23 protein-coding genes are annotated in these 24,300 nt (G+C 27.2%); 21 read left to right on the forward strand and 2 right to left on the reverse strand.

Annotation, left to right across the window (positions count from 1 at the left end; genetic code table 11):
• The first annotated feature begins 96 nt into the window (after nucleotides 1–96).
• The 21 genes from rnpA (at nucleotide 97) to H9W90_RS13490 (ending at nucleotide 22,542) form a co-directional block, all read left to right on the forward strand.
• Complete coding sequence (gene rnpA / locus H9W90_RS13390; protein ID WP_437440063.1) at nucleotides 97–492, forward strand: ribonuclease P protein component; 396 nt, start codon at nucleotides 97–99, stop codon at nucleotides 490–492.
• Nucleotides 479–2,113 (forward strand): S41 family peptidase, encoded by a 1,635-nt coding sequence (locus H9W90_RS13395; RefSeq protein ID WP_187482085.1) that lies wholly within the window; start codon nucleotides 479–481, stop codon nucleotides 2,111–2,113. The genes rnpA and H9W90_RS13395 overlap by 14 nt, the downstream gene beginning before the upstream one ends.
• A gap of 28 nt (nucleotides 2,114–2,141) precedes the next feature.
• Complete coding sequence (locus H9W90_RS13400; RefSeq protein ID WP_187482086.1) at nucleotides 2,142–3,821, forward strand: DUF6909 family protein; 1,680 nt, start codon at nucleotides 2,142–2,144, stop codon at nucleotides 3,819–3,821.
• A gap of 31 nt (nucleotides 3,822–3,852) precedes the next feature.
• Complete coding sequence (locus tag H9W90_RS13405; protein WP_187482087.1) at nucleotides 3,853–4,893, forward strand: hypothetical protein; 1,041 nt, start codon at nucleotides 3,853–3,855, stop codon at nucleotides 4,891–4,893.
• Nucleotides 4,894–4,895: 2 nt separating this feature from the next.
• On the forward strand, nucleotides 4,896–5,903 hold the full coding sequence (gene rfbB, locus H9W90_RS13410; RefSeq protein ID WP_187482088.1) for a dTDP-glucose 4,6-dehydratase: 1,008 nt from the start codon (nucleotides 4,896–4,898) through the stop codon (nucleotides 5,901–5,903).
• 1 nt (nucleotide 5,904) lies between these two features.
• Complete coding sequence (gene rfbA, locus H9W90_RS13415; protein WP_187482089.1) at nucleotides 5,905–6,759, forward strand: glucose-1-phosphate thymidylyltransferase RfbA; 855 nt, start codon at nucleotides 5,905–5,907, stop codon at nucleotides 6,757–6,759.
• A complete protein-coding gene (gene rfbC, locus H9W90_RS13420) occupies nucleotides 6,759–7,304 on the forward strand; it encodes a dTDP-4-dehydrorhamnose 3,5-epimerase (RefSeq protein WP_187482090.1) in 546 nt (181 codons plus the stop codon). The genes rfbA and rfbC overlap by 1 nt, the downstream gene beginning before the upstream one ends.
• Complete coding sequence (gene gmd / locus H9W90_RS13425) at nucleotides 7,301–8,416, forward strand: GDP-mannose 4,6-dehydratase (RefSeq protein WP_187482091.1); 1,116 nt, start codon at nucleotides 7,301–7,303, stop codon at nucleotides 8,414–8,416. The genes rfbC and gmd overlap by 4 nt, the downstream gene beginning before the upstream one ends.
• On the forward strand, nucleotides 8,409–9,461 hold the full coding sequence (locus H9W90_RS13430; RefSeq protein WP_187482092.1) for a GDP-L-fucose synthase family protein: 1,053 nt from the start codon (nucleotides 8,409–8,411) through the stop codon (nucleotides 9,459–9,461). The genes gmd and H9W90_RS13430 overlap by 8 nt, the downstream gene beginning before the upstream one ends.
• Nucleotides 9,454–10,767 carry an MATE family efflux transporter gene (locus tag H9W90_RS13435; protein WP_187482093.1) on the forward strand — a complete coding sequence of 438 codons (1,314 nt, stop codon included), beginning with the start codon at nucleotides 9,454–9,456 and terminating at the stop codon, nucleotides 10,765–10,767. The genes H9W90_RS13430 and H9W90_RS13435 overlap by 8 nt, the downstream gene beginning before the upstream one ends.
• Nucleotides 10,768–10,797: 30 nt before the next feature.
• On the forward strand, nucleotides 10,798–11,769 hold the full coding sequence (locus tag H9W90_RS13440) for a glycosyltransferase (protein ID WP_187482094.1): 972 nt from the start codon (nucleotides 10,798–10,800) through the stop codon (nucleotides 11,767–11,769).
• Nucleotides 11,770–11,784: 15 nt separating this feature from the next.
• Entirely contained in the window at nucleotides 11,785–12,555 is a 771-nt protein-coding gene (locus tag H9W90_RS13445; RefSeq protein ID WP_187482095.1) for a glycosyltransferase family 2 protein, read from the forward strand.
• A 32-nt stretch (nucleotides 12,556–12,587) separates the two neighbouring features.
• On the forward strand, nucleotides 12,588–13,262 hold the full coding sequence (locus tag H9W90_RS13450) for an acyltransferase (protein WP_187482096.1): 675 nt from the start codon (nucleotides 12,588–12,590) through the stop codon (nucleotides 13,260–13,262).
• A gap of 5 nt (nucleotides 13,263–13,267) precedes the next feature.
• Nucleotides 13,268–14,428, forward strand: coding sequence for a glycosyltransferase family 4 protein (locus H9W90_RS13455; protein ID WP_187482097.1), 1,161 nt, complete (start codon nucleotides 13,268–13,270; stop codon nucleotides 14,426–14,428).
• Nucleotides 14,425–15,711 (forward strand): O-antigen ligase family protein, encoded by a 1,287-nt coding sequence (locus tag H9W90_RS13460; protein ID WP_187482098.1) that lies wholly within the window; start codon nucleotides 14,425–14,427, stop codon nucleotides 15,709–15,711. Before H9W90_RS13455 ends, H9W90_RS13460 begins: the two co-directional genes overlap by 4 nt.
• Complete coding sequence (locus tag H9W90_RS13465; RefSeq protein WP_187482099.1) at nucleotides 15,686–16,783, forward strand: DUF1972 domain-containing protein; 1,098 nt, start codon at nucleotides 15,686–15,688, stop codon at nucleotides 16,781–16,783. Before H9W90_RS13460 ends, H9W90_RS13465 begins: the two co-directional genes overlap by 26 nt.
• Nucleotides 16,761–17,981 carry an O-antigen ligase family protein gene (locus tag H9W90_RS13470; protein WP_187482100.1) on the forward strand — a complete coding sequence of 407 codons (1,221 nt, stop codon included), beginning with the start codon at nucleotides 16,761–16,763 and terminating at the stop codon, nucleotides 17,979–17,981. The genes H9W90_RS13465 and H9W90_RS13470 overlap by 23 nt, the downstream gene beginning before the upstream one ends.
• Nucleotides 17,974–19,326: an undecaprenyl-phosphate glucose phosphotransferase gene (locus H9W90_RS13475; RefSeq protein ID WP_187482101.1), complete on the forward strand. Its 1,353-nt coding sequence runs from the start codon at nucleotides 17,974–17,976 to the stop codon at nucleotides 19,324–19,326. Before H9W90_RS13470 ends, H9W90_RS13475 begins: the two co-directional genes overlap by 8 nt.
• Before the next feature lie 6 nt (nucleotides 19,327–19,332).
• Nucleotides 19,333–20,121 (forward strand): glycosyltransferase family protein, encoded by a 789-nt coding sequence (locus H9W90_RS13480; RefSeq protein WP_187482102.1) that lies wholly within the window; start codon nucleotides 19,333–19,335, stop codon nucleotides 20,119–20,121.
• Nucleotides 20,122–20,216: 95 nt separating this feature from the next.
• Nucleotides 20,217–21,491 (forward strand): phosphoribosylamine--glycine ligase, encoded by a 1,275-nt coding sequence (gene purD / locus H9W90_RS13485; protein WP_187482103.1) that lies wholly within the window; start codon nucleotides 20,217–20,219, stop codon nucleotides 21,489–21,491.
• A 1-nt stretch (nucleotide 21,492) separates the two neighbouring features.
• Nucleotides 21,493–22,542 (forward strand): glycosyltransferase, encoded by a 1,050-nt coding sequence (locus H9W90_RS13490; RefSeq protein WP_187482104.1) that lies wholly within the window; start codon nucleotides 21,493–21,495, stop codon nucleotides 22,540–22,542.
• Here H9W90_RS13490 and H9W90_RS13495 read toward each other — a convergent pair.
• Both H9W90_RS13495 and H9W90_RS13500 read right to left on the reverse strand, forming a co-directional pair.
• Nucleotides 22,507–23,547 (reverse strand): sensor histidine kinase, encoded by a 1,041-nt coding sequence (locus tag H9W90_RS13495; protein ID WP_187482105.1) that lies wholly within the window; start codon nucleotides 23,545–23,547, stop codon nucleotides 22,507–22,509. The genes H9W90_RS13490 and H9W90_RS13495 overlap by 36 nt on opposite strands.
• Nucleotides 23,548–23,557: 10 nt before the next feature.
• The gene (locus tag H9W90_RS13500) at nucleotides 23,558–24,256 is read right to left on the reverse strand and encodes a response regulator transcription factor (RefSeq protein WP_187482106.1); all 699 of its coding nucleotides are present in this window, start codon (nucleotides 24,254–24,256) and stop codon (nucleotides 23,558–23,560) included.
• Nucleotides 24,257–24,300: the final 44 nt, after the last annotated feature.

Below are 24,300 nucleotides of genomic sequence, written 5' to 3' on the forward strand. Positions count from 1 at the left end.
TAAAAAGTAATGTTCTTTATTCCTTAAAAATACGGAACTTTTTAAAGTTAGCCTTTAGAAATAGATAAAAAGTTGTTGTTTTCTATTAAGTTTGTAATGATGAAAAATACATTAGGCAAACAAGAGCGTTTAAAGAGTAGAAAATTGATAGAAAAACTCTACCAAGAAGGAAACTCTGTAAAAACTTTTCCTTTAAGAATGATGTATATTCAAACAACTCATACATCAGATTTTCCTTGTCAAGTTGGTGTTTCTGTACCAAAAAGGAATTTTAAATTGGCTGTCCATAGAAATCGAATTAAAAGATTAATGAGAGAAACGTATCGTTTGCAAAAACAAATTGTTTACAATAATTTAGACGAACCTTATGTTTTTATGATTTCGTATCTTGGGAGAGAAGAATGGACTTATGAAGAGTTGTATAAAAAAATGGAGAAACTATTAACGTTGTTTATCAACGAAGTGAAAAATAAGAAAGATGAAGCGATTTAATTTTAAGAAAAAAACTTTAGTAATTCTGCTAACGGCAACTATTATGTTATCGTTTTCATTCAAATCTAAATTTTTTGAAGTTGCAAAACAGATAGAAATTTACAATACGTTGTTTAAGGAATTAAACATGTATTATGTAGATGAAATAAACCCTGCAGAACTTACTAATAAAGCAATTAAAAACACACTAAAAGACTTAGATCCTTACACAAATTTTTATAATGAGCAAGATGTAGAAGATGCTAGAATTAGAAGAGCAGGAGAATATGGTGGAATTGGAGTAACCGTGTTTTATACCAAAAAAGGAATTCAAATTAGCGAAATTTATAAAGGATTTTCTGCAGATAAAGCAGATTTAAAACCTGGAGATATTATTATTTCTGTAGATGGGCAATCTATAAAAAATATGGAAAGAGATCAGCTTTCTATGTATTTAAAAGGTACACCTAACAGTAAATTTTCTATTGAAGTAGAAAGACAAGGTAACATTATAAAAAAGGAAGTTATAAGAGATAAAGTTGTTGTAAATCCTGTGCCATTTGCAGAAATGATAGATGAAGAAACTGGTTATATAACGTTAACGCGTTTTAATGAAAAAGCTTCGTCTGAAGTAAAAAAAGCATATAGAAAATTAAAAAAAGAAGGAATGAAAAAGTTGGTTTTCGACCTTCGTTACAATCCTGGAGGTTCTTTGTTAGAATCTATTAATATTTCTAATTTCTTTTTACCAAAAGGAAAAACAATTGTTACTACAAAAGCAAAAATTAAAAAATGGAGTAACACTTACAGAACTACAAATGAACCTTTAGATTTAGAAATTCCTATTGTAGTTTTAGTAAATGGACGTTCTGCTTCAGCATCAGAAATTGTAAGTGGTTCTTTGCAGGATTATGATAGAGCTGTAATTATGGGCGAACGTTCTTTTGGAAAAGGATTGGTACAACGTTATAGAGAATTAACTTACGGAACACAATTAAAACTAACTATTTCTAAATATTACACACCTAGTGGAAGATGTATTCAAGAGTTAGATTATGAGAATAGAGACCGAAAAACAGGTAAAGTTCCTAAATTTTCGGACAAAGGAATAAATACTTTTAAAACCGAAAACGGAAGAACTGTTTATGATGGTGGAGGTGTTTTGCCAGATGTTAAAATAGAAGTATCTAAAAGAACCGAAGCAACAAAAAAATTACTTTCTACAAGAGCTATTTTTAATTTTGCTACCAATTATTTTTACAACAATCCAAAAATAGAAGATGTTGAAAATTATAATTTTACATCATCAGATTTTAAACAGTTTACAGATTACTTAAAAAGAGATACAACCTTTGTTACAGAGCAAGAAAGTTTGTTTAAAAAAGCTTATTTGTCTTCAAAAAACAAGAACATTTCTAATGAATATCAAAAAATAAGAGAAAAATTATTTGAAGATAAAATCGATGAAATTTCTAAAAACGAAGACATTCTAAATGAATTAATTAAAACTGAAATTTTAGAAAGATATTTTTACAAAGAAGGTGTATATAAACACAACTTAAAAAACGATTCTACAATAAAAGACGCTGTAAAATTATTGAAAAATGAATCTAAATATAATCAGATTTTATCAGGTAAATAATTTTTATCTTTACGCTTTAAAATAAAGAATGTCAGAAACTAAAAAAATAGAAAGAACTAGAGCTCAAGAATCTACAAATGCTATAGAAAAATTATATATTTCTATGCGTCATTTATTTAGTAGAGGTTTTTACAAACCTATGGGAGTTTCTGGAGAAACATTGCGCAAATCTTTGTTGCTTTTACGTCCAGAAATTTATGGATCAATTGCAGAAGATAGAATAGAGTTAAATGGATTAATCTATGTAATAGAAAGGCTTCCAGAAGGAATAGAGGAATGTCAGTTTATAAATTTAACAGCAGATGAAGGGTATAAAAACTCTAGTTTTCAAGCAATAATTCCTCCAAAAAGAAGAAGAAATTGTTATAGAATAGATAAAGACCAAATGAATATCGAAATTACTAGAGGTCGTTCTGAAATCTATGATATTTTAACTCATTTAACCTTTTTATTTATCGAGTCTCATAAAATTCAAAATAGAATTACGCTTAATGAGGGTAATGATTTTGTAAGAGAATGGAAACATTTAGAGGATATTGTTCTTCACCACAAAAACATAACAGAAGAAGAAAAAGAAGTTACTTTAGTTCATTTAGGAAATATTTTAGGTAGGACTTTTAACGAGGTTTCTAAAACATATAATACCTTTTCTACGGAAGAAAATCCTAACAGGTTTTTTCAATTAATTTATTGGTTAGGTAAATTGGCTGTTAATGAAGTTTTAGAAAATAACAAGCGTACAGTTACTTTTAGTGCGGTTTTAATTGAAGAAATTGGCCATCATATTTATGGAGATATTTGGGCAAATAATATAAAAAGAGTTCTTAAAGTAAACAACCTTTTAACAAGACCAATTCATATTATTAGCGCAAATATGCATAGTGTTTTAAATTCTATTTATGCAAAAGGTGCATTGCCAGAAGAAGCTAAAAAGATAGAAGGTTTTGAACTGTATCAGTTATTAAGTAATTCTAATAGCAAGCCTTTACAGAAAGCAGTAAAAGATTACGCTTCTAAAAACGGATTGATTTATATAAAAGATACTTCTGGTACAAATATAAACGTACAAATAATAGATACAGATAAAATAAATTTTGAAGTTTGTTCGTTTAAAAAGGAAAATTCACTTTCAGAAAGTCCAGTAATTATTGTTATGGATTATGCTTTTGGTGAGCAAGCCTATGAAACTATGGACGAGTTGCTTAAGCCATACCAACCTAAAAGAAAGAAACATCATTTAGATGTAAAATCTATTTCTATCATGGGTAAAGCAGGAATTTTAGAAGGAGGAAAAGGAGATATAATGATTCCTACAGCACATATTTTTGAAGGAACTGCAGATAATTATCCTTTTAAAAATGAACTTACCAAAGAAGATTTAGAAGGTTTTGGCGTTAAATCTTTTGATGGTTCTATGGTTTCCGTTTTAGGAACATCGCTTCAGAATAAAGACTTATTAAAGTTTTTCCATGATTCTACCTGGAACGTAATTGGTTTGGAAATGGAAGGCGCACATTATCAAAAAGCTATTCAATCTGCTTCTAGAATTAGAGGTAATATTTCTGAAGATGTAAAAGTACGTTATGCTTATTATGCGTCAGATAACCCATTAGAAACAGGAGCAACATTAGCTTCAGGAGGTTTAGGAATGACAGGTGTAGTACCAACTTACGCAATAACACAAAAAATATTAGAACAAATCTTTTAGAGTTTTTAACTCAAAATCAATCAACCAAACAATGTCAGTAAATCAAGAAAAAAATAACGAAGAAGAAGTAGATTTAGGTTCTTTATTTGTAATTATAGGTAGAGGTTTTAAAAACTTTTTCAATTTTATTGGAAGTATTTTTAAAGGAATCTTTCATGCGCTAATTTCTATTTTAATCTTTTTAAAATTACACATTGTAAAAATTGCAATTGCAGCAATTATAGGTGGAGTTTTAGGAATCTTTTTAGAGGTGAAAAAGAGCAATACTTATGGTTCAGATTTGTTAGTAGAACCTAATTTTAAAAGTGCTAGACAATTATATAATAATGTAAATTATTATAATGATTTGGTAAAACAAAAAGATACTGCAGGTTTAGCAGAAACTTTTAAATTAGATAAAAAAATAGCTGCCACACTAAAGAAATTTACAATAGAGCCTTTAAGAACAGAAAAAGATATTATAGATTCTTACAATAAATTTATTCTAGATGTAGATACTTTAACTGTAAAAAGTTACACGTTTGATGAGTTTAAAGCTTCCTTTTCTATTTATGATTATAAAATTCATAAAATTAATGTAATTGCCGAAAAAAATGATGTTTTTGCAAGTTTAGATGATGTTATAATTTCATCAATTGTAAAGAATAAATATTTTGGTCGTTTAAAGTCTTTAACAAACGAGAATTTAAACAGAACAGACTCTTTGTTACGACAAAATTTAGGGCAAATAGACTCTTTAAGAAAGGTATATATGCAAGTAATGGTTGAAGAAGCAAGAAAGCAAACAAACGGAACCAACATAGATTTAGGAGGAGAAAAAAGAACCACTAAAGAATTAGAGTTGTTTGATACAAACAGACGAATTAATTCAGACTTAAAAAGTATTGTGGAAGACAAGTCCGAAAAATATGAGGTAATAAATATTATTTCTAACTTTCAACCAATTGGATATGAAATAAAGGGCATTACAAAGAATTACACATTTATATTAGCTGTATTAGGAGCTGCATTTATGATTTTATTTTTACTGTTAAGGCAACTAAATAATTACTTAAATAATTATAAAAAATAAGGATGCAAAGAATACTTATTACTGGTGGAGCAGGATTTATTGGATCTAATTTTATTCCTTATTTTTTAGAGAATAATAAAGAAATAGCTGTTGTAAATTTAGATATATTAACTTATGCAGGAGATTTGTCTAATTTAAAAGAAGTAGAAGACAAACCAAGATATACATTTGTAAAGGGAGATATTTGCGATAGAAGTTTAATTGAGGAACTATTTCAAAAATATAATTTTACAGGAGTAATTCATTTTGCAGCAGAATCTCATGTAGATAATTCTATTAAAAATCCAGACGCTTTTGTGAGAACAAATGTTTTTGGAACATTTAATTTATTAGATGTCGCTAAAAATTATTGGATGAACTCACCTAATAAATTTAAAGAAGGATTCGAAAATGCAAGATTTCATCATATTTCAACAGACGAAGTTTATGGTACTTTAGGAGAAACAGGTTTGTTTACAGAAGATACATCGTATGCACCAAATAGTCCTTATAGCGCATCAAAAGCGTCCTCAGATTTTATGGTGAGAAGTTATTTTCATACCTACGGAATGAATGTAGTAACTACAAATTGCTCTAATAATTATGGTCCAAAACAACATAATGAAAAATTAATCCCAACGATTATTAGAAAAGCACTTTCTGGAGAAAATATACCAATTTACGGTGATGGAAAAAATATTAGAGATTGGTTATTCGCTTTAGATCACTGTAAAGGAATAGAGTTAGTTTACAAAAATGGTAAATTAGGAGAAACTTACAATATTGGCGGTAAGAACGAGCGTAACAATTTATATATAGCAGATAAAATTTGTGCTATTTTAGACGAAATTCACCCTAAAGAAAAATCATATAAAGAACAAGTAAGTTTTGTAAAAGACAGACCAGGACATGATTTTAGATATGCAATAGATGCTTCTAAAATAGAAAATGAATTGGGTTGGAAAGCAGAAGAAAACTTTGAGTCTGGTATAAAAAAAACAATTGAATGGTATTTAAAAAAGTATCAATAAAATGAAAGGAATAGTTTTAGCAGGAGGATCTGGTACAAGGTTACACCCACTTACATTAGCTGTTAGTAAACAATTAATGCCAGTGTATGACAAACCAATGATTTATTACCCAATTTCTGTTTTAATGTTAGCAGGAATTAATGAAATATTAATTATTTCTACACCGCAAGATTTACCTTTATTCGAAAGGTTATTAGGAGATGGAAAAAAGTTTGGTTGTGATTTTCAATATGCAGTTCAAGAAAAACCAAACGGATTAGCAGAAGCATTTATTATTGGAGAAAAATTTATAGGTAAAGATAAAGTAGCCTTAATATTAGGAGACAATATTTTTTACGGGTCTGGACTACCAAAACTATTAAGAGCAAATAACAATCCAGAAGGTGGAATTGTATATGCTTATCATGTTAATGACCCAGAGCGTTATGGCGTTGTAGAGTTTGATGAGTTTGAAAATGCAATCTCTATAGAAGAGAAGCCAGTTAAACCTAAATCTAATTACGCAGTTCCTGGTATTTATTTTTATGACAATACAGTAGTTAATATTGCTAAAAATATGAAGCCAAGTAAAAGAGGAGAATTAGAAATTACAGATATCAATAAAACCTATTTAGAAAACGGTAATTTGTCTGTTAGGGTTTTAGATAGAGGAACAGCTTGGTTAGACACAGGAACTTTCAACTCATTAATGCAAGCATCTCAATTTGTACAAGTTATTGAAGAAAGACAAGGGTTAAAGATAGGTTCTATTGAAGAAGCTGCATATAAAAGTGGCTTTATAACAAAAGCAGAGTTATTAAAATTGTCAGAACCGTTATTAAAAAGTGGCTATGGTAAAAATTTGATGAAAATATAATGATTGTTAAAGAAACAAAGTTAAAAGGTTGTTTTGTTATTGAACCAACTATTTTTGATGATGGAAGAGGAAGTTTTTTTGAAAGTTTTAATAAGCAAAGATTCAATGAAAAAACTGGGTTAGATGTAGATTTTGTACAGGATAACCAATCTTTTTCTCAAAGAGGGGTTTTAAGAGGTTTACACATTCAGAAAAATGAATTCTCACAAGCAAAATTAGTAAGAGTTATTAAAGGTAAAGTATTAGATGTAGCTGTAGACGTAAGAGAAAATTCTTCTACCTATGGTCAACATTTTTCAATTGAATTATCAGGAGAAAATAATAAACAGTTATTTGTACCTAGAGGATTTTTACATGGTTTTTCAGTATTAGAAAACGATACAATTTTTTCTTATAAATGTGATAATTATTACAACAAAGCTTCTGAAGATGGAGTCATTTATAATGATAAAGATTTAAGAATAGATTGGTTATTAGATAAAAAAGAAATAGTTTTATCAGAAAAAGATATAAAATTAAAAACATTTAAAGAGTTTACAAAATGAAAAAGAAAGCCTTAATTACTGGAATTACAGGTCAAGATGGAGCGTATTTAACAGAATTACTTCTAAAGAAAGGATATGAAGTTCATGGAATAAAAAGGAGAGCTTCTAGTTTTAATACTCAAAGAATAGATCACTTATATCAAGACCCACATGTAGACAACAGAAACTTGTTTTTACATTATGGAGATATGACAGACACTTCTAATTTAATTAGAATAATACAAGAGGTGCAGCCAGATGAAATATACAATTTGGCAGCAATGAGTCATGTACACGTTTCTTTTGAAACTCCAGAATATACTGCAAACGTAGATGGTTTGGGTACTTTAAGATTATTAGAAGCAATAAGAATTTTAAATCTAGAAAAGAAAACTAAAATTTACCAAGCATCAACATCAGAATTGTATGGTAAGGTACAAGAAGTTCCACAAGCAGAAAAAACTCCTTTTTATCCAAGAAGTCCTTATGGTGTAGCAAAAATTTATGCTTATTGGATCACTGTAAACTATAGAGAAGCTTATAATTTGTTTGCTTGTAACGGAATTTTATTTAATCACGAATCTCCAATAAGAGGAGAAACTTTTGTAACAAGAAAAATTACAAGAGCAGTTTCTAAAATTGCTCTAGGTTTACAAGAAAAAGTTCATTTAGGTAATTTAGATGCTAAAAGAGATTGGGGACATGCAAAAGATTATGTAAGAATGATGTGGATGATTCTACAAGCAGAACAACCAGAAGATTGGGTAATTGCAACAGGAACTACTACAACAGTTAGAGATTTTGTAAAAATGGCTTTTGCAGAAGTGGGTGTAACTTTAGAGTTTAAAGGTGAAGGTGAAAAGGAAATTGGTTATGTAAAATCTTGTTCTAATACAGAATATAATTTAGAGATAGGTAAAGAAGTTGTAGCTGTAGATCCACATTATTTTAGACCAACAGAAGTAGATTTATTGGTTGGAGATGCAACAAAAGCCAAAGAAAAACTAGGTTGGGTTCCGGAATTTACATTGAATGACTTGGTAAAGGATATGATGGAGAATGATGTAAGTTTAATGAAAAAAGAAGTTTACCTTAAAAAAGGTGGTCACGATATTTTAAATAATTATGAATAAAAACGACAAAATATTTCTTGCAGGACATAGAGGTTTAGTTGGTAGTGCTATACTTAAAAACTTAAAGGAAAGAGGTTTTTTAAATATTATTACTAAAACTCATAAAGAATTAGACTTATCAAATCAGCAAGCAACTGCTGATTTTTTTGCAAAAGAAAAACCAGATTATGTTTTTTTAGCAGCTGCAAAAGTTGGTGGAATCGTAGCAAATAATACTTATAGAGCAGATTTTATTTATCATAATTTAATGATCCAGAATAATGTAGTTCATGAGAGTTATATTAATGGAGTAAAAAAATTATTATTTTTAGGAAGTACTTGTATTTATCCTAAAAATGCAGCACAACCCATACAAGAAAATTCATTATTAACAGACGTTTTAGAGTATACTAACGAACCTTATGCAATAGCAAAAATTGCTGGAATAAAATTATGCGAAAGCTATAATTTACAATACAATACAAACTTTATTTCTGTTATGCCTACTAATTTGTATGGCCCAAATGATAATTTCGATTTAGAAAAATCGCATGTTTTACCGGCCTTAATAAAGAAGATTCATTTAGCAAAATTATTAGAAGAAGGAAATAATGAAGCTGTTGTTAAAGAGTTAAAGGTTGATAATTTTGAAGAGGCAGAAATTATTTTATCTAAATTCGGAATTTCATCAAAAGCAATAGAAATCTGGGGAACAGGAAAACCAATGCGAGAATTTTTATGGTCTGAAGACATGGCAGATGCTTGTGTACATATTATGCAAAATGTAGATTTTACAGACTTAATTAAAGATAAAAAAGAAGTTAGAAACACACATATAAATATTGGTACAGGAAACGATATTGCTATTAAAGATTTAGCAAACCTTATAAAAGAAGTAGTTGGTTTTAAAGGAGATTTTATTTTTAATTCAGACAAGCCAGATGGCACAATGCGTAAAGTTACAGATGTTTCTAAATTAAAAAAATTAGGTTGGCAACATTCTGTAAAATTAGAAAAAGGAATTCAAATGATGTACGATTGGTATTTGAAACAACCTAATGGATAGAAAAAAAATTATTTTTAAAAATGTTTCTTTAGGCGTTGTGTTTAAAATATTAAACATGGGGTTTATATACCTTACTATCCCTTTTCTTTTAAATTATCTAGGAAAGTCTAATTATGGTATTTGGGTAGCAATTTTTTCTATAGTAAATGTCTTATTCTTTGTAGACGCTGGTATTGCAAATGGTTTAAAAACGAAACTAACAGAAGCAATTAGTAATAAAAATCTTAAACTAGCAAAAGAATATATTTCAACAGCATCTATTTTAATTTTTTTTATATCAATTTGTTTTTTCTTAATTGGTTATGTATTTATACATCTATTTAGTTTAAAAAGTCTATTAAACGTTGGAGATTTAATTTCCAATGACAAATTAAAATCCATTTTTCTTATCATATTAATCTTTATAGTATCAAACTTTGTTTTAAGTCTCTATAAAGTTTTTTTTTATGCAATTCAAAAATCTTCTGTAGTAGAATTTTCTCTTTTTCTATATAGATTATTAGTATTTGGACTAATATTTTATGCGCTTAATAATTTAGAATCATCAATTTTAAATGTTGCCTATATTTATGGTCTTTCTAATTTTTTTGTAAGTCTAGTATTTAGTTTTGTTTTCTTTTCTAAAAGGAAAGAAATACTACCATCTATTAAGAGTTTTAAAAAAAATAGAATAAAAGAATTAATGAGTTTGAGTATCGGTTTTTTTGTTATTCAAATTTGTATGATTGTTATTTTTACCACAGATAATATTATAATAAGTAATGTTCTTGGGCCAGAAGAAGTTACAAATTATGACATAATTTTTAAATTGTTTCAGGTAATTATAACATTCTCAACAATACTTTTAGACCCTTTTTGGTCTCTTTTTACAGATGCTTATCAAAAGAAAGATTTTCTTTGGATTAAAAAAACCCTAAAAAAACTAAATAAACTTTTTATAATAGTTTGTATTGCTACAATCGTATTAATTCTTCTAACAAAAGATATAGTTTCAATTTGGATTGGCAAAGATTTTATAGTAAAAGAATCTCTACCTTATTTAATGGGGTTATTTGTTTTAATAAGAATTTACCCTTTAATGTATATGTATTTTTTAAATTCGATAGGTAAAATTAAATTGCAAATGTATTTATATATTATTGGTGCAGTTATTAATATACCCATTTCGATATTTTTTGTAAAATATTTTAATTTAGGAATATCTGGTGTTATTCTAGGTACATCTGTAAGTATTATTAGTATGCTTATTTTACTACCAATTCAAACCCATAGAATTTTAAAAAGGGATTTGATTTTAAACAATTAAAATAACTTTTATTACAACAAAATAAATAGAATGAAGTTAATACGTCAAAAATATAATTATCATGTTTCTTTAGATACTGTTGAAGAATTTGAGAAAATTATACTTTCTGATAAGTCTGTAACTTCGGTCAATGAAAAGAATAAATTTTTTTCTAAAGTATTATTTCAGTTATGGAATAAATTAACAGTTAAAAAGAATGATAATTTATCTATAAAACCCAAAAGCGAAATAACAAAAACACCCTTACTTGCTATTCTTATGGGGCCAGATTTTAGTAAGTGTTTTCCATATTTTATTTTTCATAAAAACACAAGTCTCTATTTATTTGATGCTTGGCCAGAAAAACAGAAAATTATAATTAAGTTTCTTAATTTTTTTAAAGTAAAAAATGTCTTTTTTACATCTTCACAAACTACAGAAATAATAAAAAGTAAAGTGCCAAACACTAACTGTTATTGGATTCCTGAAGGTATTTTAGCAGAATCTTACAAAAGTTATCAATATAAAGATAAGACGATTGATGTTTTAGCGCTGGGTAGAAGACATAATATTTATCATGAAAAAATAGTAAGCCACCTAGAGGAAAACAATAAGTTATATTTGTATGAAAAGGAGAAGGGAAAGATAATTTTTCCAACACGAGATGGTTTTATAGACGGTTTGGCTAAATCTAAAATATCTATTTGTGTACCATCTAACATTACACATCCAGAACGTTCAGGAAATATAGAAACCATGACCATACGTTATTTACAATCTATGGCTTCTAAGTGCATAATTTTAGGCCATGCACCCAAAGAAATGATTACATTATTTGGGTATAATCCTGTAATTGAAATCGATTATAATGATCCCGAAAATCAAATTTTATCAATCTTAAATAATTATGAAGATTATTATTCTTTAATAGAGAAAAATTACAATACGGTATTAAAAAATCATACATGGACAAATAGATGGGAGACAATGAAAGAAATATTAAATAAAAATGTACCATCTTAACTTCTATTTAAAGCTATGAAACCATTTTTAAGCATAATTACTGCAACTTTTAATAACGAAAAAACTTTAGAAGAAACCATTAATTCTATTCTAAATCAAAAATATACTGACTTTGAGTATATAATTGTTGATGGAAAATCTACAGATAATACAACAGCTATCATAAAAAAATACGAACCAATTTTCAAGCAAAAAAATATTTCCTTTAAATGGATAAGTGAAATTGATACAGGAATTTATAATGCCTGGAACAAAGGATTAAAAATAGCAACAGGTAATTGGATTTCTTTTTTAGGTTCTGATGATGTATATCTAGACAATGCTTTAGACAAATATGTAAAGAAGATTATTGAAGAAAAAAATGCAGATTTTGTTTACTCTAAAGTAAAACTAATTAACAATAATAAAGAAGTAATATATATAGTTTCAGATACTTGGAAATGGAACCAATTTAAACGGTATATGAAAATCGCTCATGTTGGTGCTTTTCATAATAGAAAATATTTTGATACTTACGGTATATTTGATGAAAGCTATAAAATATCTGGAGATTATGAACTTCTTTTAAGAGCTAAAAGCTGTTTAAAAACAACTTTTATTAATGAGTTTACTGCAGAAATGAAAGATGGAGGAGTTAGCAATAAAAATGTATTTAAAGCCTTTAAAGAAGTTAAAAAAGCCAAAATAAATACTGCTGGTATTTCTACAATTGTAGCTTTTTTTGATTTTTATTTTTCACTTTTCAAATATTATCTCTCTACCTTTGTAAAAAAGCTAATAAAATAGGTAACTTTAAATAATTACAAACATTGTTTTAAATGATAAAAGAACTTTACCAAAAAGCACTTTCTAGAAATGGAAAAAATTATGAATTAGATTCAAGAATTCCTAATAGTCTATTGGTATACTCTTTGTTTAACAGAGTAATTATGCTTTTTAGAGGTTTTTTAAAGCTTCGTAAAAGAGTTTTTTTAGGCAAAAAAACAACTTTTTTAAATAAAAAAAATATCGTTTTTGGAAACAATGTAACCATAGAGCAAAACTGTTTTATAGATGCCTATTCTTCAAAAAAAATAGAATTTGGTAACAATGTTAAAATTGGTGCTTTTTCTAGCGTTTCATCAACGAGCCACATGTCTAAATACGGAATTGGTCTTAAAATAGGTAGCAATAGTGGAATTGGTAGGTTTACGGAATTTGGAGCTTCTGGTGGAATAGAAATTGGAGAAGATGTTATAATGGGTTCTTATATCAGTTTTCATTCAGAAAATCATAACTTTAATGATGTATCAAAACCTATTAGAGAACAAGGAGTAACATCAAAAGGAATAAAATTAGGAAATAATATTTGGGTTGGTGCTAAAGTTACTTTTTTAGATGGGTGTGAAGTTGGTAATAATTGTGTTATAGCAGCTGGTTCTGTAGTTAAAGGAATTTTTTCTAATAATGTAGTAATTGGTGGTGTGCCTGCCAAAGTTCTTAAAAATATGTAATACAAATGAAGAATATTCTTTTTATTCATCAATCTGCAGATTTATACGGTTCTGATAAAACTTTGTTGTATTTGGTGGAATCTATTAAAGACTCGTTTAATCCTATTATTATTTTACCAGAAGAAGGACCGCTTACAGTTGAATTAGAAAAAAGAAATATCGAGTTTTTTATTATGCCAGTAATAAAAGTATCTCGTCAATTATTTAAAGGTTTAGATATTTTTAAACTTCCGTTTCAAATATATAAAGCCACAAGATCTTTAAAAAACAAATTAGGTAAGAGAAAAATAGACATTGTACATTCAAATACTTTGGCAGTATTTCTTGGAGCTTTTTTTAGTAAAAAGTATAAAATAAAACATATTTGGCATGTTCATGAAATTATTCAGCACCCAAAAATTGTGGCTAAAGCTTATCCTTTTTTAGTAAATTTATTTTCAGATTTTGTAATTTTTAATTCTAAAGCCTCTGCAGAACATTTATATTTAGACAAACCTACACTTAAAAAAAAGTCAACAATAATATATAATGGATTAGATAGAAATACTCCAATATCCTCTAAAACGGATCAAAATATATTAAGAAATAAACTTTTTAAAGATATAAAAAGCGAAACTCTAATTATTGCTCTTGTTGGCAGAATTAATAATCACAAAGGACATAAATTAGCTTTAAAAGTATTCGAAGAACTTGTAAAAGATGGTTACAATGATATTAAATTACTTTTTATAGGTTCTACAATTAAGACTCAAAAGCATTTATTAGACGAATTAAATGATGAAATTAAGACACAAAAATTAGAAAATGAAATAACAATTATAGATTTTCAAAAAGACCTTTGGAAATTTTACGATTGTATAGATATACTTTTAGTGCCAACCACAGATCCAGAACCTTTTGGTCTTGTTGCAATTGAAGGAATGTTGTCTAAAAAACCTGTTATAGCTTCTAATCATGGTGGTCTTAAAGAGATTATAGTAAATAATAAATCGGGTGTTTTATTTGAACCAAACAATAAATCTGAATTAAAAAAAGCAATCGAATTTTTTATTTCCAACAAAGAACAAATGAGTGTTTATGGATTAGAAGGAGAAAAAAGAGCAAAAAATGAATTTTCTCTAAAAAAATACGTTGATAATTTTACACAATTATATAAATCAATTTGAAAGTAAACATTAAAATCATATCTGGGTTTTTATTAATTCTAGCACTTATAATTCAAAGAGAGGTAACTTCTTTAGAGATAAATACTATTCTTCTTGGAGCCATAGCTGGTTTTTTAATCATTTTAAATAAAGGTCTGTTTTTTAAAAAAGATTTTGAATTATTTTCAATTTTGATATTAATAATATTAATAGGAATTTTCTCTTCTTTTTTTAATGCCCCCAAATTATATAATTTTGCAAGAGATCTTATCTATTTTGCAAAACCTTTAATCTTAATTTTAATTGGTTATTCGGCAACAAGATTAATTAAAGATTGGAAAGTTATTTTTAAAATAATTATATATTTAGGTTTAGGTTATGCTATTTTACATATTCTTCACACTTTAATTTATACAGACTTTAAAAACGCTTCTGTATCTAGAATTAGAAATACAAACGGACTTTCTAACATCATTGAGATTTTTTCAATTGCGTTAATTATTTTAGGAAATAAAACGCCTGCATTTAAAGTTTTAATAAGTAAAAGAACAAGAACTTTTTTTTTAACAATATTAACAATATCGTTTATCCTATATTTTTCTAGAACGATGCTCATTGGACTAATTATTCTAGTACTAGGTGTCTTAAATTATTTAAAATTAAATAGAAAAGGTTTAAAGTATGGGTTAATATTTTTAATATTAATGGGAGGGTTATACACCTATTTATATAATACAGAATTAGACAGGCAAGGTAATGCTCTAGAATCTTTTTTGTACAAAATGAAAATTGCACCAGAGGAAGTTTTTTCACCTAAATTAAATTTAAATAATAAAGCAGATCTCTGGGATCATTGGAGAGCTTATGAAGCCTATTGTGCTTTTCAAGGTCTAAATGAATCTCCAATAAGTTATATAAGCGGTAAAGGACTTGGTGCCTTAATAGATTTAAAGTTTTCAGCATCAATAAGTTCAGAAGGAAAAATTAGACATATACCAATACTACATAATGGATATGTTTTTATTTTATTTAAAACAGGAGTTTTAGGATTGTTTTTATATTTGTTTTTTTTATTTAAGCTTTATTTTCAAGCGTATAGAAAAACAGAAAACTTAAAAACAAAGTATTTTGGAAATTTGCTTTCTGCAACAGCATTATATTTAATATTATCTTCATTAATTATTACAGGTTTATACAATGTACAAGAAGAAACTACGTTGTTATTAGGTATTTTTGTAGCTTTAAAATCTAATACTAAAAATACACAAAAAGAGAAAAATGAGAATAGGGATAATAGGAACTAGAGGAATTCCCAATCATTATGGAGGTTTTGAGCAGTTTGCAGAATATTTAGCAACATATTTAGTAAAAAATGATTGTGAAGTTTATGTATATAACTCATCTAATCATCCATATCAAGATAAAATATTTAAAGGTGTAAATATTGTTCATTGTAATGATCCAGAGAAAAAAATGGGTACAATTGGGCAATTTATTTATGACTTGAATTGTATTCTAGATTCAAAAAAAAGAAATTTAGATATAATTCTACAACTAGGTTATACAAGTAGTTCTATTTGGTCGTTTCTGTTTCCTAAAAAACCATTAATAATTACAAATATGGATGGTTTAGAATGGAAGAGAAGTAAATACACTTTTTTTGTAAGAAAATTTCTTAAATATGCAGAGAGTTTAGCTGTTAAGAATAGTCATTTTCTTGTTGCAGATTCTATTGGAATAAAGAAATACATAGACGATAAATACAATAAAGATTCTAAATACATTGCTTATGGTAGCAAAATTGTATCTAACGTAGACGAAACAGTTTTAGAGAAATTTAATCTCAAAAAGTTGCAATACCATATGTTAATTGCTAGAATTGAACCGGAAAATAATATTGAAACAATTTTAGATGGTGTAGTTTATAGTAAAAAAGAAACACCTTTTATAGTAATAGGAGATTACACAAAAAATAGTTTTGGAAAAAGAATTAAAGAAAAATATAAAGACGTTAGTAAAATTATTTTTTTAGGAAGTATTTATAACCATAACGAATTAAACTCTTTAAGAAATTTTTGTAATTTATATTTTCACGGTCATTCTGTTGGTGGCACAAATCCTTCTCTTTTAGAAGCTATGGGTTCTGGAAACTTAATAATTGCCCACAATAATATCTTTAATAAAGCAGTTTTAAAAGAGAACGCATATTATTTTTACACATACAAAGATGTAGGTTTCTATTTAGAAAATAAAAACAAAGAATTTGAAAGTGATAAAATTGAAAATAATAATGACAGAATTAATAATGAGTACGACATTAATAAAATAAACGGTAGTTATCTTAATTTCTTTCATGAGTGTCTTTCAAAAAATTAAACAATTTAATATTTATGAAGCTTTAGTAGCTTTACTCTTAATTACACTTCCTTTAGGTTTTGCAGTTAATAGCATTGCCGTAATTTTATTTTCTCTTACAGCAATCTATTTTGTTGTTTTTAAAAGAGTTAAAAGCGATCTTACTATTTTAAGCATCTTACTATTTTTATTTTTTATTTTATGTTTACTGTCACTATTTTGGACAGATAATGTAGAGAATACTCAAGAAGGCTTAAGTCGTTTTTTATCATTTCTCATTCTACCTTTAGCATTCTCAATTAAAAACCATTTCAACATAAAAAAAGAAAAAGTTTTTAATGTGTTTTCAAAATCATTAGTTGTTTATGCAGCTTATAGTTTAATTGTAGGTCTTGTAAAAGCAGTTAATAATAAAGATATAGGTTATCTTTTTTATCATAAATTAAGCGGAAATTTAAGTAATATGAATGCAATTTACTTATCGGTATTTATGAGTTTTGGAATTGCTTTTTTTTTGAATAAAAAAGTGAAATCGAAGTTAGACATTTTCTGCCTCATTTTTTTAAGTTTGTTTTTAGTCTTGCTATCGTCTAAAATTATTATTACAATAACTTTACTATCATCAATAATATTTTTCTTTAAAAAATTTGATTTTAGAAAAATTAAATTGAAGCAAATAGTTGTAACTGTTAGTATAATTTTGCTCTTTTTAATAGCATCATTTAATTATGTAGATAGAATAAAAACCGAATTACAAAAAACTAAAATAAGCGAAGTATTAAATAAAAAAGATTTTGGTCATGTATATTTATGGACAGGAACTGGTTTAAGAGTTTTTCAAATAAAAGCATTTACAGAAATTTTATCTGAACAAAAAAAATACTTTCTAGGAGAAGGTTTAAATAACTCTCAACAAAGTTTAAATGAGAAATATAAAGAGTATAATTTTTATCCCGGTTTTTTAAATTACAATTATCACAACCAATACATACAAGTTATGGCAGAATTAGGTGGTGTTGGATTGCTAATAATTTTATTAATTTTCTTTTTTATTGGTAAACAAGCCATTTTTTACAAAGACTATTTTTTATTAACCTTTATTTTTTTAATATTAGTAGTCTGTATAACAGAATCATTTTTTTGGAGACAAAGAGGAATGGTTTTCTTTATAACAGTTTTGCTATTATTTAATAAGAGAAAAAATACAGCTTTTGAATAGGAAAAGATCTTTTTTAATAAGACCATTAATAATTCTTATAGATTTATTAACTATTAATGCTATTGTTTATTTTATTTCTGATAAAGAGTACTTAAACCTTACTTTCTTAAGTTATACAACTTTATTTTGGTTGTTTATTTCCTATTATACAAAGTTTTACAACGTATATAGATATACACATATTACTAGGTTAATTACACTTTTATTTTCTCAATTCTTTGTTTTTGCATTAGCGTACTTAAGTTACTTTAGTATTTTTAAAGAAGGTGAAGTTGTAGAAAACCAATTTATAATCTTTGTTTTAATACTAACAACAATTACCTTTTTTAAGTTTTCTACTTTTTTTCTTCTTAAAAAATATCGTTCAGATGGAAAAAATTATAGAAATATTGTTCTTTTTGGTGAAAGTAATGTTGCTAAATATGTAGAAAAATTATTTCATGAAAAAAATGATTTAGGCTATCGTTTTTTTGGCTTTTTTTCAGACAAAACATACAAATCAAAAACATATTTAGGTAGTATTAATACCGCATTTAATTACATATTAGAAAATAAAATTGATGAGGTTTACTGCGAATCTTCAATTATTAGCCAACCTCAATTAGTAGAAATTAGAAAATTTGTAACAAAACATAATTTAGAATTAAGAATTATACCAGAGAATAAGGCAATTTATAGTAAAGATTTTATTTTAGAATATTTTGGGACTATACCTATTTTAAAACCAAAACCATTACCATTTGAGCAAATAGAAACACATATATTTAAAAGAATTTTTGATATAGTTTTTTCTTCATTAATATGTATTTTCCTTCTGTCTTGGTTGTTACCATTGGTATGGATTATTATTCGAATAGATTCTAAAGGCCCGTTATTTTTTAAGCAAAAAAGAGATGGGTTAAATGGAGAACAATTTTACTGTTACAAATTAAGATCTATGAAAGTAAATTCAGATGCAGATAAAATTTCGGCATCTAAAAACGATAAAAGAGTTACAAAAGTTGGGCGTTTTTTAAGAAAAACAAGTTTAGATGAGTTGCCACAATTTTTTAATGTGTTAAAAGGAGATATGAGTACTGTTGGTCCAAGACCGCACATTAATATTCAAACTAAAAAATATATAAACGAAGTAGAAAATTATTTGGTAAGAAATTCTGTAAAACCAGGAATTACTGGCCTTGCTCAAATAAGTGGTTATAGAGGAGAAGTTATTAAGAAATCTGATATAGAAAATAGAGTTAGACTAGACATTTTTTACATAGAAAATTGGTCGTTTTTTTTAGATATAAAAATAATAGTGCAAACAGTTTTTAATGTTTTTGTAAAAGAAGAAAAAGCATATTAATACAAAATGAAAGAAAAATTAGTAATAACATGTTCAATAGTTCTTTTTAAGGAAGACTTATCAGATTTGCACAAAACAATCGATTCTTTTTTGCAAATACCTTTTGCCAAAAAACTTTTTTTAATAGACAATACACCCACTAAATTTTTTGAGTACGTATTTGTAGATAAAGATATAGAATATGTAGCTGTAGAAGAAAATATTGGCTTTGGATCTGCACATAACAGAATTATTAATACAGTTAATACACTTTCTAAATTCCATCTTATATTAAACCCAGATGTTTCTTTTAAAACAGGTGTTATTAATAGTTTAATTCAAGAACTAGAAAGCCATAGTAATGTAGCTATGATTGCTCCAAAAGTGCTGTTTCCAGACAAATCACACCAATATTCTTGTAGAAGATATCCATCTGCTGCAGAATTATTGGCAAGAAGATTTTCCTTCTTAAAACCAATATTTAAAGGAGTAATTTTTAAAGGAACTTATAGAGATAAAAATCTAAATGAACCTTTTTTTGCAGATTATATAACTGGTTGTTTTCACTTGTACAAAACCGAAGATTTTGTAAGCTTAAATGGTTTTGACGAAAGATACTTTCTATACATGGAAGATGTAGATATTTGTAAAAAAATAGATGTTTTAGGAAAGAAAAAACTGTACTACCCAAAAGTAGAAATAATACACGTACTAAAGCAAGGTTCTTCTAAAAGTGTGAAATTGTTTTTTAAACATACATCATCTGCAGTAAAATACTTTTTAAAGTGGGGTTTTAGTACTAAAAAGAAGTCGTAGAACTTTTATTTTTAAGGAAATGACTTTCTCTGGAAACAAGAATTTCAAAGAAATTAAAATATATTTGCAAGAACAAACAACAACATTAAACTAACATGAATATTCTTATTTTAGGTTCTGGAGGAAGAGAACACGCATTTACATTAAAGTTATCAGAAAGCAGTAAAGTTAACCAGCTTTTTGTTGCGCCAGGTAATGCAGGAACTAGCAAAATAGCAACAAACATACTTATAGACCCAACAGATTTTAAAGCGGTAAAACAAACAGTTTTAGAAAAAGACATAAAAATGGTAGTTGTTGGGCCAGAAGCACCTTTAGTAAATGGAGTTCATGATTTCTTTTTAGTGGATAACGAGTTGAAAAACATTCCAGTTATTGGACCCAAAAAAGACGGTGCTTTATTAGAAGGAAGTAAAGACTTTTCGAAACAATTTATGCAAAAACATGGTGTTCCAACTGCAAAATATAAATCGTTTACAAAAGCTAATTTAGAAGAAGGATTTGCTTTTTTAGAAACCCTAGAACCACCTTTTGTATTAAAAGCAGATGGTTTAGCAGCAGGAAAAGGAGTTTTAATTTTAAATTCTTTACAAGAAGCTAAAGAAGAGTTAGAAGAAATGGTTTCTAATCAAAAATTCGGAGAAGCATCATCAACTGTTGTAATAGAAGAGTTTTTAAAAGGAATAGAATTATCTGTTTTTGTTTTAACAGATGGTAAAAACTACAAAATTTTACCTTCAGCAAAAGATTACAAAAGAATTGGTGAAGGAGATACAGGTTTAAATACTGGTGGAATGGGCGCAATTTCTCCTGTTCCGTTTGCAGATGAAGCTTTTTTAAATAAAGTTGAAGAACTAGTTGTAAAACCAACAATTTCTGGCTTACAAAAAGACGGAATAGATTACAGAGGTTTTATTTTTATTGGATTAATGAATGATAATGGAAACCCTTCTGTAGTTGAATATAATGTAAGAATGGGAGATCCAGAAACAGAAGTTGTTTTACCGAGAATAGATTCAGATTTATTTGAATTGTTTGATGGTGTTGCAAATCAAAATTTAGATACAAAATCATTTTCTGTAACGCCTAAAACAGCAACAACTGTAATGTTGGTTTCTGGCGGATATCCAGAAAGTTACGAGAAAAATAAAGAAATTACTGGTTTAGAAAATGTTACAGAATCTACAGTTTTTCATGCAGGAACAACCACAAAAGATGGTAAAGTAGTTTCTGCTGGTGGTAGAGTAATGGCGGTTACTTCTTTTGGAGATACTATTGAAGAGGCTTTAAAAAAATCGTATGCTTCAATAGATAAAATTTCTTTCGATAAAATGAATTATAGAAAAGATATTGGGTTTGATTTAGTCTAAAATGAAAAACAAAATAATTGTTGCACCACTAAACTGGGGTTTAGGTCATGCCACTAGATGTGTGCCAATTATAAAGTCTTTATTAGAAAATAATTTTACACCAGTAATTGCTTCCGATGGAAATTCGTTACAATTTTTGCAAGAGGAATTTCCTCATTTAGAAACTGTAAAATTGCCTTCTTATGATATTTCATATTCAAAAAATTTAAAATTGAAATTGATTTTAAATTTCCCTAGAATTTTAAAATCAATTCAACAAGAACAAAAAATTATCAATCGTTTTATTGATAAAAATACGGATGTAGCTGGTCTTATTTCCGATAATCGTTTTGGAGTTAGAAGTAACATAGTTCCATCAGTTTATATCACACATCAAACTACGGTTTTATCAGGAATCACTTCTTTTTTTAGCAGTAAAATACATCAAAATATAATTAATAAGTTTGATGAATGTTGGATTCCTGATAATGAAAACTCTGAATTTTCAGGAAAATTATCAACATCTAAAAGTGTTTCAAATCAGAAGTTTATTGGAGTTTTAAGTCGTTTTAAAAAGAAAGAATTAGAGAAGAAGGTAGATGTCTTAATAATTCTTTCTGGCCCAGAACCAAACAGAACTTTTTTAGAGAAAAAACTAGTTTCAGAGTTTAAAAATGATAAAAGAAGCATTGTTTTTGTTTTAGGAAATGTTGAGGGAAATCAAAAAAAATGGACAAATAATAAGTGTGTTTTTTATAATTATTTGCTTTCGGAAGAACTTCATAATTTAATTAATTCTAGCAAAATTTTAGTTTGTAGATCTGGTTATTCTTCCATTATGGATTTGGCTGTTTTAGAGAAAAAGGTGTTTTTTATTCCTACAGAAAATCAACCAGAACAAGAATATTTAGCCAATTACTTACAAGAAAAAATTGTTGCTCCTTTTTGTAAAATTGATGAATTTAGAAAAGAAAGGTTATTAGAATTAGAAAATTATAAAGGTTTAAAAACGAAAGAAACTACTTTAAATGCTAGTTTATTTAGCCTTTTCCATAGTAAAAGAAAACTCTGATCCTTTTCCGTAAACACTTTTTATTAGAATAGATTCATCATGTGCTTCTACAATGTGTTTTACTATAGAAAGTCCAAGTCCAGAACCACCTTGCTCTCGAGATCTACTTTGGTCTACTCTGTAAAAACGCTCAAATAAACGTGGTATATGTTTTTGCTGAACACCTTCACCATTGTCAATAACCTTAATTATAAATTTATTTTTGTTGTAATTATCTACACCAACAATAGTTGTTCCATTAGGTTTACCGTATTTAATAGAATTTACAATTAAATTAATTAATACTTGTTCAATTTTTTCGATATCGCCATTTACAAAAACAGGAAATTCATATATTTTATCAAATTTTAAAATAATGTTTCTCTTTTTTGCTTTCATTTCAAACAAATCAAAAACATTTTGTATGAGTTCTAGGATGTTAAAAACCTCAATATTTATTTTTAAACCATCTGTTTCTAATTTAGCAATCATGTCTAAATCTTTGGTAACAGCAACCAATCTTTCTACTCCTTTATTGGCTCTTTCTAAATATTTTGTACGAATTTCTTTATCATTAGCAGCACCTTCTATTAGTGTTAAAATATAGCCTTGTACTGTAAAAAGTGGCGTTTTAAGCTCGTGGGCAACATTACCTAAAAAATCTCTTCTAAAGGAATCTCTTTCTGTTAGGTTTTTAATTTCTAGACGTTTTCCCTCAACATATTTTTCCATTCTTTTAGAGAGTTTCTCTATGTCTGTTGTAACAGAATCTCGTCTTAAGTCGTTTATATCTAAAATAGAAACTTCTTCGTATATTTTTTTTAACCTTCTATAAATAAAGTGTTCTGCTCTATATTGAATAATAAAAAAAGAAATCAAAAAAAGCACAATTATAGAAATAATAACTGTACTAATTCCTAAATGTTTTACTATAAAAAAATAAGAAATTGTAGAAATGGCAACAGAAAGCAGTGTTAAATATACTGCAGACCAAAGTGCGTAAGAATATGTTTTTTTAAATTTCATACAAGCAAATTTATTTATCTGCTCCTTCTAATACAAATTTATAACCAACGCCTTTAACGGTTTTAAAGTGATCGTCACCAATTTTTTCACGAAGTTTTCTAATGTGTACATCTATTGTACGTCCACCAACAACAACTTCATTTCCCCAAACAGTGTCTAAAATTACTTCTCTTTTAAAAACTTTACCAGGTTTAGAAGTTAGTAAAGAAAATAGTTCGAACTCTTTTCTAGGTAAAGAAATTTTTGTACCAGCTTTATAAACCACATACTCATCTCTGTCTATAACAATGTCACCAACTTTAAAAGTTTCTTCGCTTTGTTCTTCTGTTTTTAATCGTCTTAATAAAGATTTTACCTTACTAACTAAAACTTTTGGTTTAATTGGTTTTGTAATATAGTCATCTGCACCTGCTTCAAAACCAGCTACTTGAGAGTAGTCTTCTCCTCTTGCAGTTAAAAAAGATATAACTACATTTTCTAAAGATTTTATTTTTCTAATTTTCTCACAAGCTTCAATTCCGTCCATTTCTGGCATCATTATATCTAGTAAAATTAAATGCGGTAGGTTTTTTTTAGCGGCTTTAATAGCTTCTAATCCATTAGTAGCTGTAAAAACTTGATAACCTTCACTTTTAAGGTTATACCCTACTATTTCTATAATGTCTGGTTCGTCATCGACCAATAAAATTTTAATATCACTTTTATTCATATACAGAATTATAAAACTATGAATATCAAAAATAATGATAAATA

It is taken from the genome of Polaribacter pectinis (assembly GCF_014352875.1).
GTDB lineage: Bacteria > Bacteroidota > Bacteroidia > Flavobacteriales > Flavobacteriaceae > Polaribacter > Polaribacter pectinis.

Coding starts and splice junctions, on each gene's coding strand:
- purD (WP_187482103.1), top strand. CDS start 20,217: ATGAATATTCTTATTTTAGGTTCTGGAGGAAGAGAACACGCATTTACA.
- rnpA (WP_437440063.1), top strand. CDS start 97: ATGATGAAAAATACATTAGGCAAACAAGAGCGTTTAAAGAGTAGAAAA.
- H9W90_RS13490 (WP_187482104.1), top strand. CDS start 21,493: ATGAAAAACAAAATAATTGTTGCACCACTAAACTGGGGTTTAGGTCAT.
- H9W90_RS13430 (WP_187482092.1), top strand. CDS start 8,409: ATGAATAAAAACGACAAAATATTTCTTGCAGGACATAGAGGTTTAGTT.
- rfbC (WP_187482090.1), top strand. CDS start 6,759: ATGATTGTTAAAGAAACAAAGTTAAAAGGTTGTTTTGTTATTGAACCA.
- H9W90_RS13500 (WP_187482106.1), bottom strand. CDS start 24,256: ATGAATAAAAGTGATATTAAAATTTTATTGGTCGATGACGAACCAGAC.
- rfbA (WP_187482089.1), top strand. CDS start 5,905: ATGAAAGGAATAGTTTTAGCAGGAGGATCTGGTACAAGGTTACACCCA.
- H9W90_RS13455 (WP_187482097.1), top strand. CDS start 13,268: ATGAAGAATATTCTTTTTATTCATCAATCTGCAGATTTATACGGTTCT.
- H9W90_RS13440 (WP_187482094.1), top strand. CDS start 10,798: ATGAAGTTAATACGTCAAAAATATAATTATCATGTTTCTTTAGATACT.
- H9W90_RS13395 (WP_187482085.1), top strand. CDS start 479: ATGAAGCGATTTAATTTTAAGAAAAAAACTTTAGTAATTCTGCTAACG.
- gmd (WP_187482091.1), top strand. CDS start 7,301: ATGAAAAAGAAAGCCTTAATTACTGGAATTACAGGTCAAGATGGAGCG.
- H9W90_RS13450 (WP_187482096.1), top strand. CDS start 12,588: ATGATAAAAGAACTTTACCAAAAAGCACTTTCTAGAAATGGAAAAAAT.
- H9W90_RS13480 (WP_187482102.1), top strand. CDS start 19,333: ATGAAAGAAAAATTAGTAATAACATGTTCAATAGTTCTTTTTAAGGAA.
- rfbB (WP_187482088.1), top strand. CDS start 4,896: ATGCAAAGAATACTTATTACTGGTGGAGCAGGATTTATTGGATCTAAT.
- H9W90_RS13470 (WP_187482100.1), top strand. CDS start 16,761: ATGAGTGTCTTTCAAAAAATTAAACAATTTAATATTTATGAAGCTTTA.
- H9W90_RS13445 (WP_187482095.1), top strand. CDS start 11,785: ATGAAACCATTTTTAAGCATAATTACTGCAACTTTTAATAACGAAAAA.
- H9W90_RS13465 (WP_187482099.1), top strand. CDS start 15,686: ATGAGAATAGGGATAATAGGAACTAGAGGAATTCCCAATCATTATGGA.
- H9W90_RS13435 (WP_187482093.1), top strand. CDS start 9,454: ATGGATAGAAAAAAAATTATTTTTAAAAATGTTTCTTTAGGCGTTGTG.
- H9W90_RS13495 (WP_187482105.1), bottom strand. CDS start 23,547: ATGAAATTTAAAAAAACATATTCTTACGCACTTTGGTCTGCAGTATAT.
- H9W90_RS13400 (WP_187482086.1), top strand. CDS start 2,142: ATGTCAGAAACTAAAAAAATAGAAAGAACTAGAGCTCAAGAATCTACA.
- H9W90_RS13405 (WP_187482087.1), top strand. CDS start 3,853: ATGTCAGTAAATCAAGAAAAAAATAACGAAGAAGAAGTAGATTTAGGT.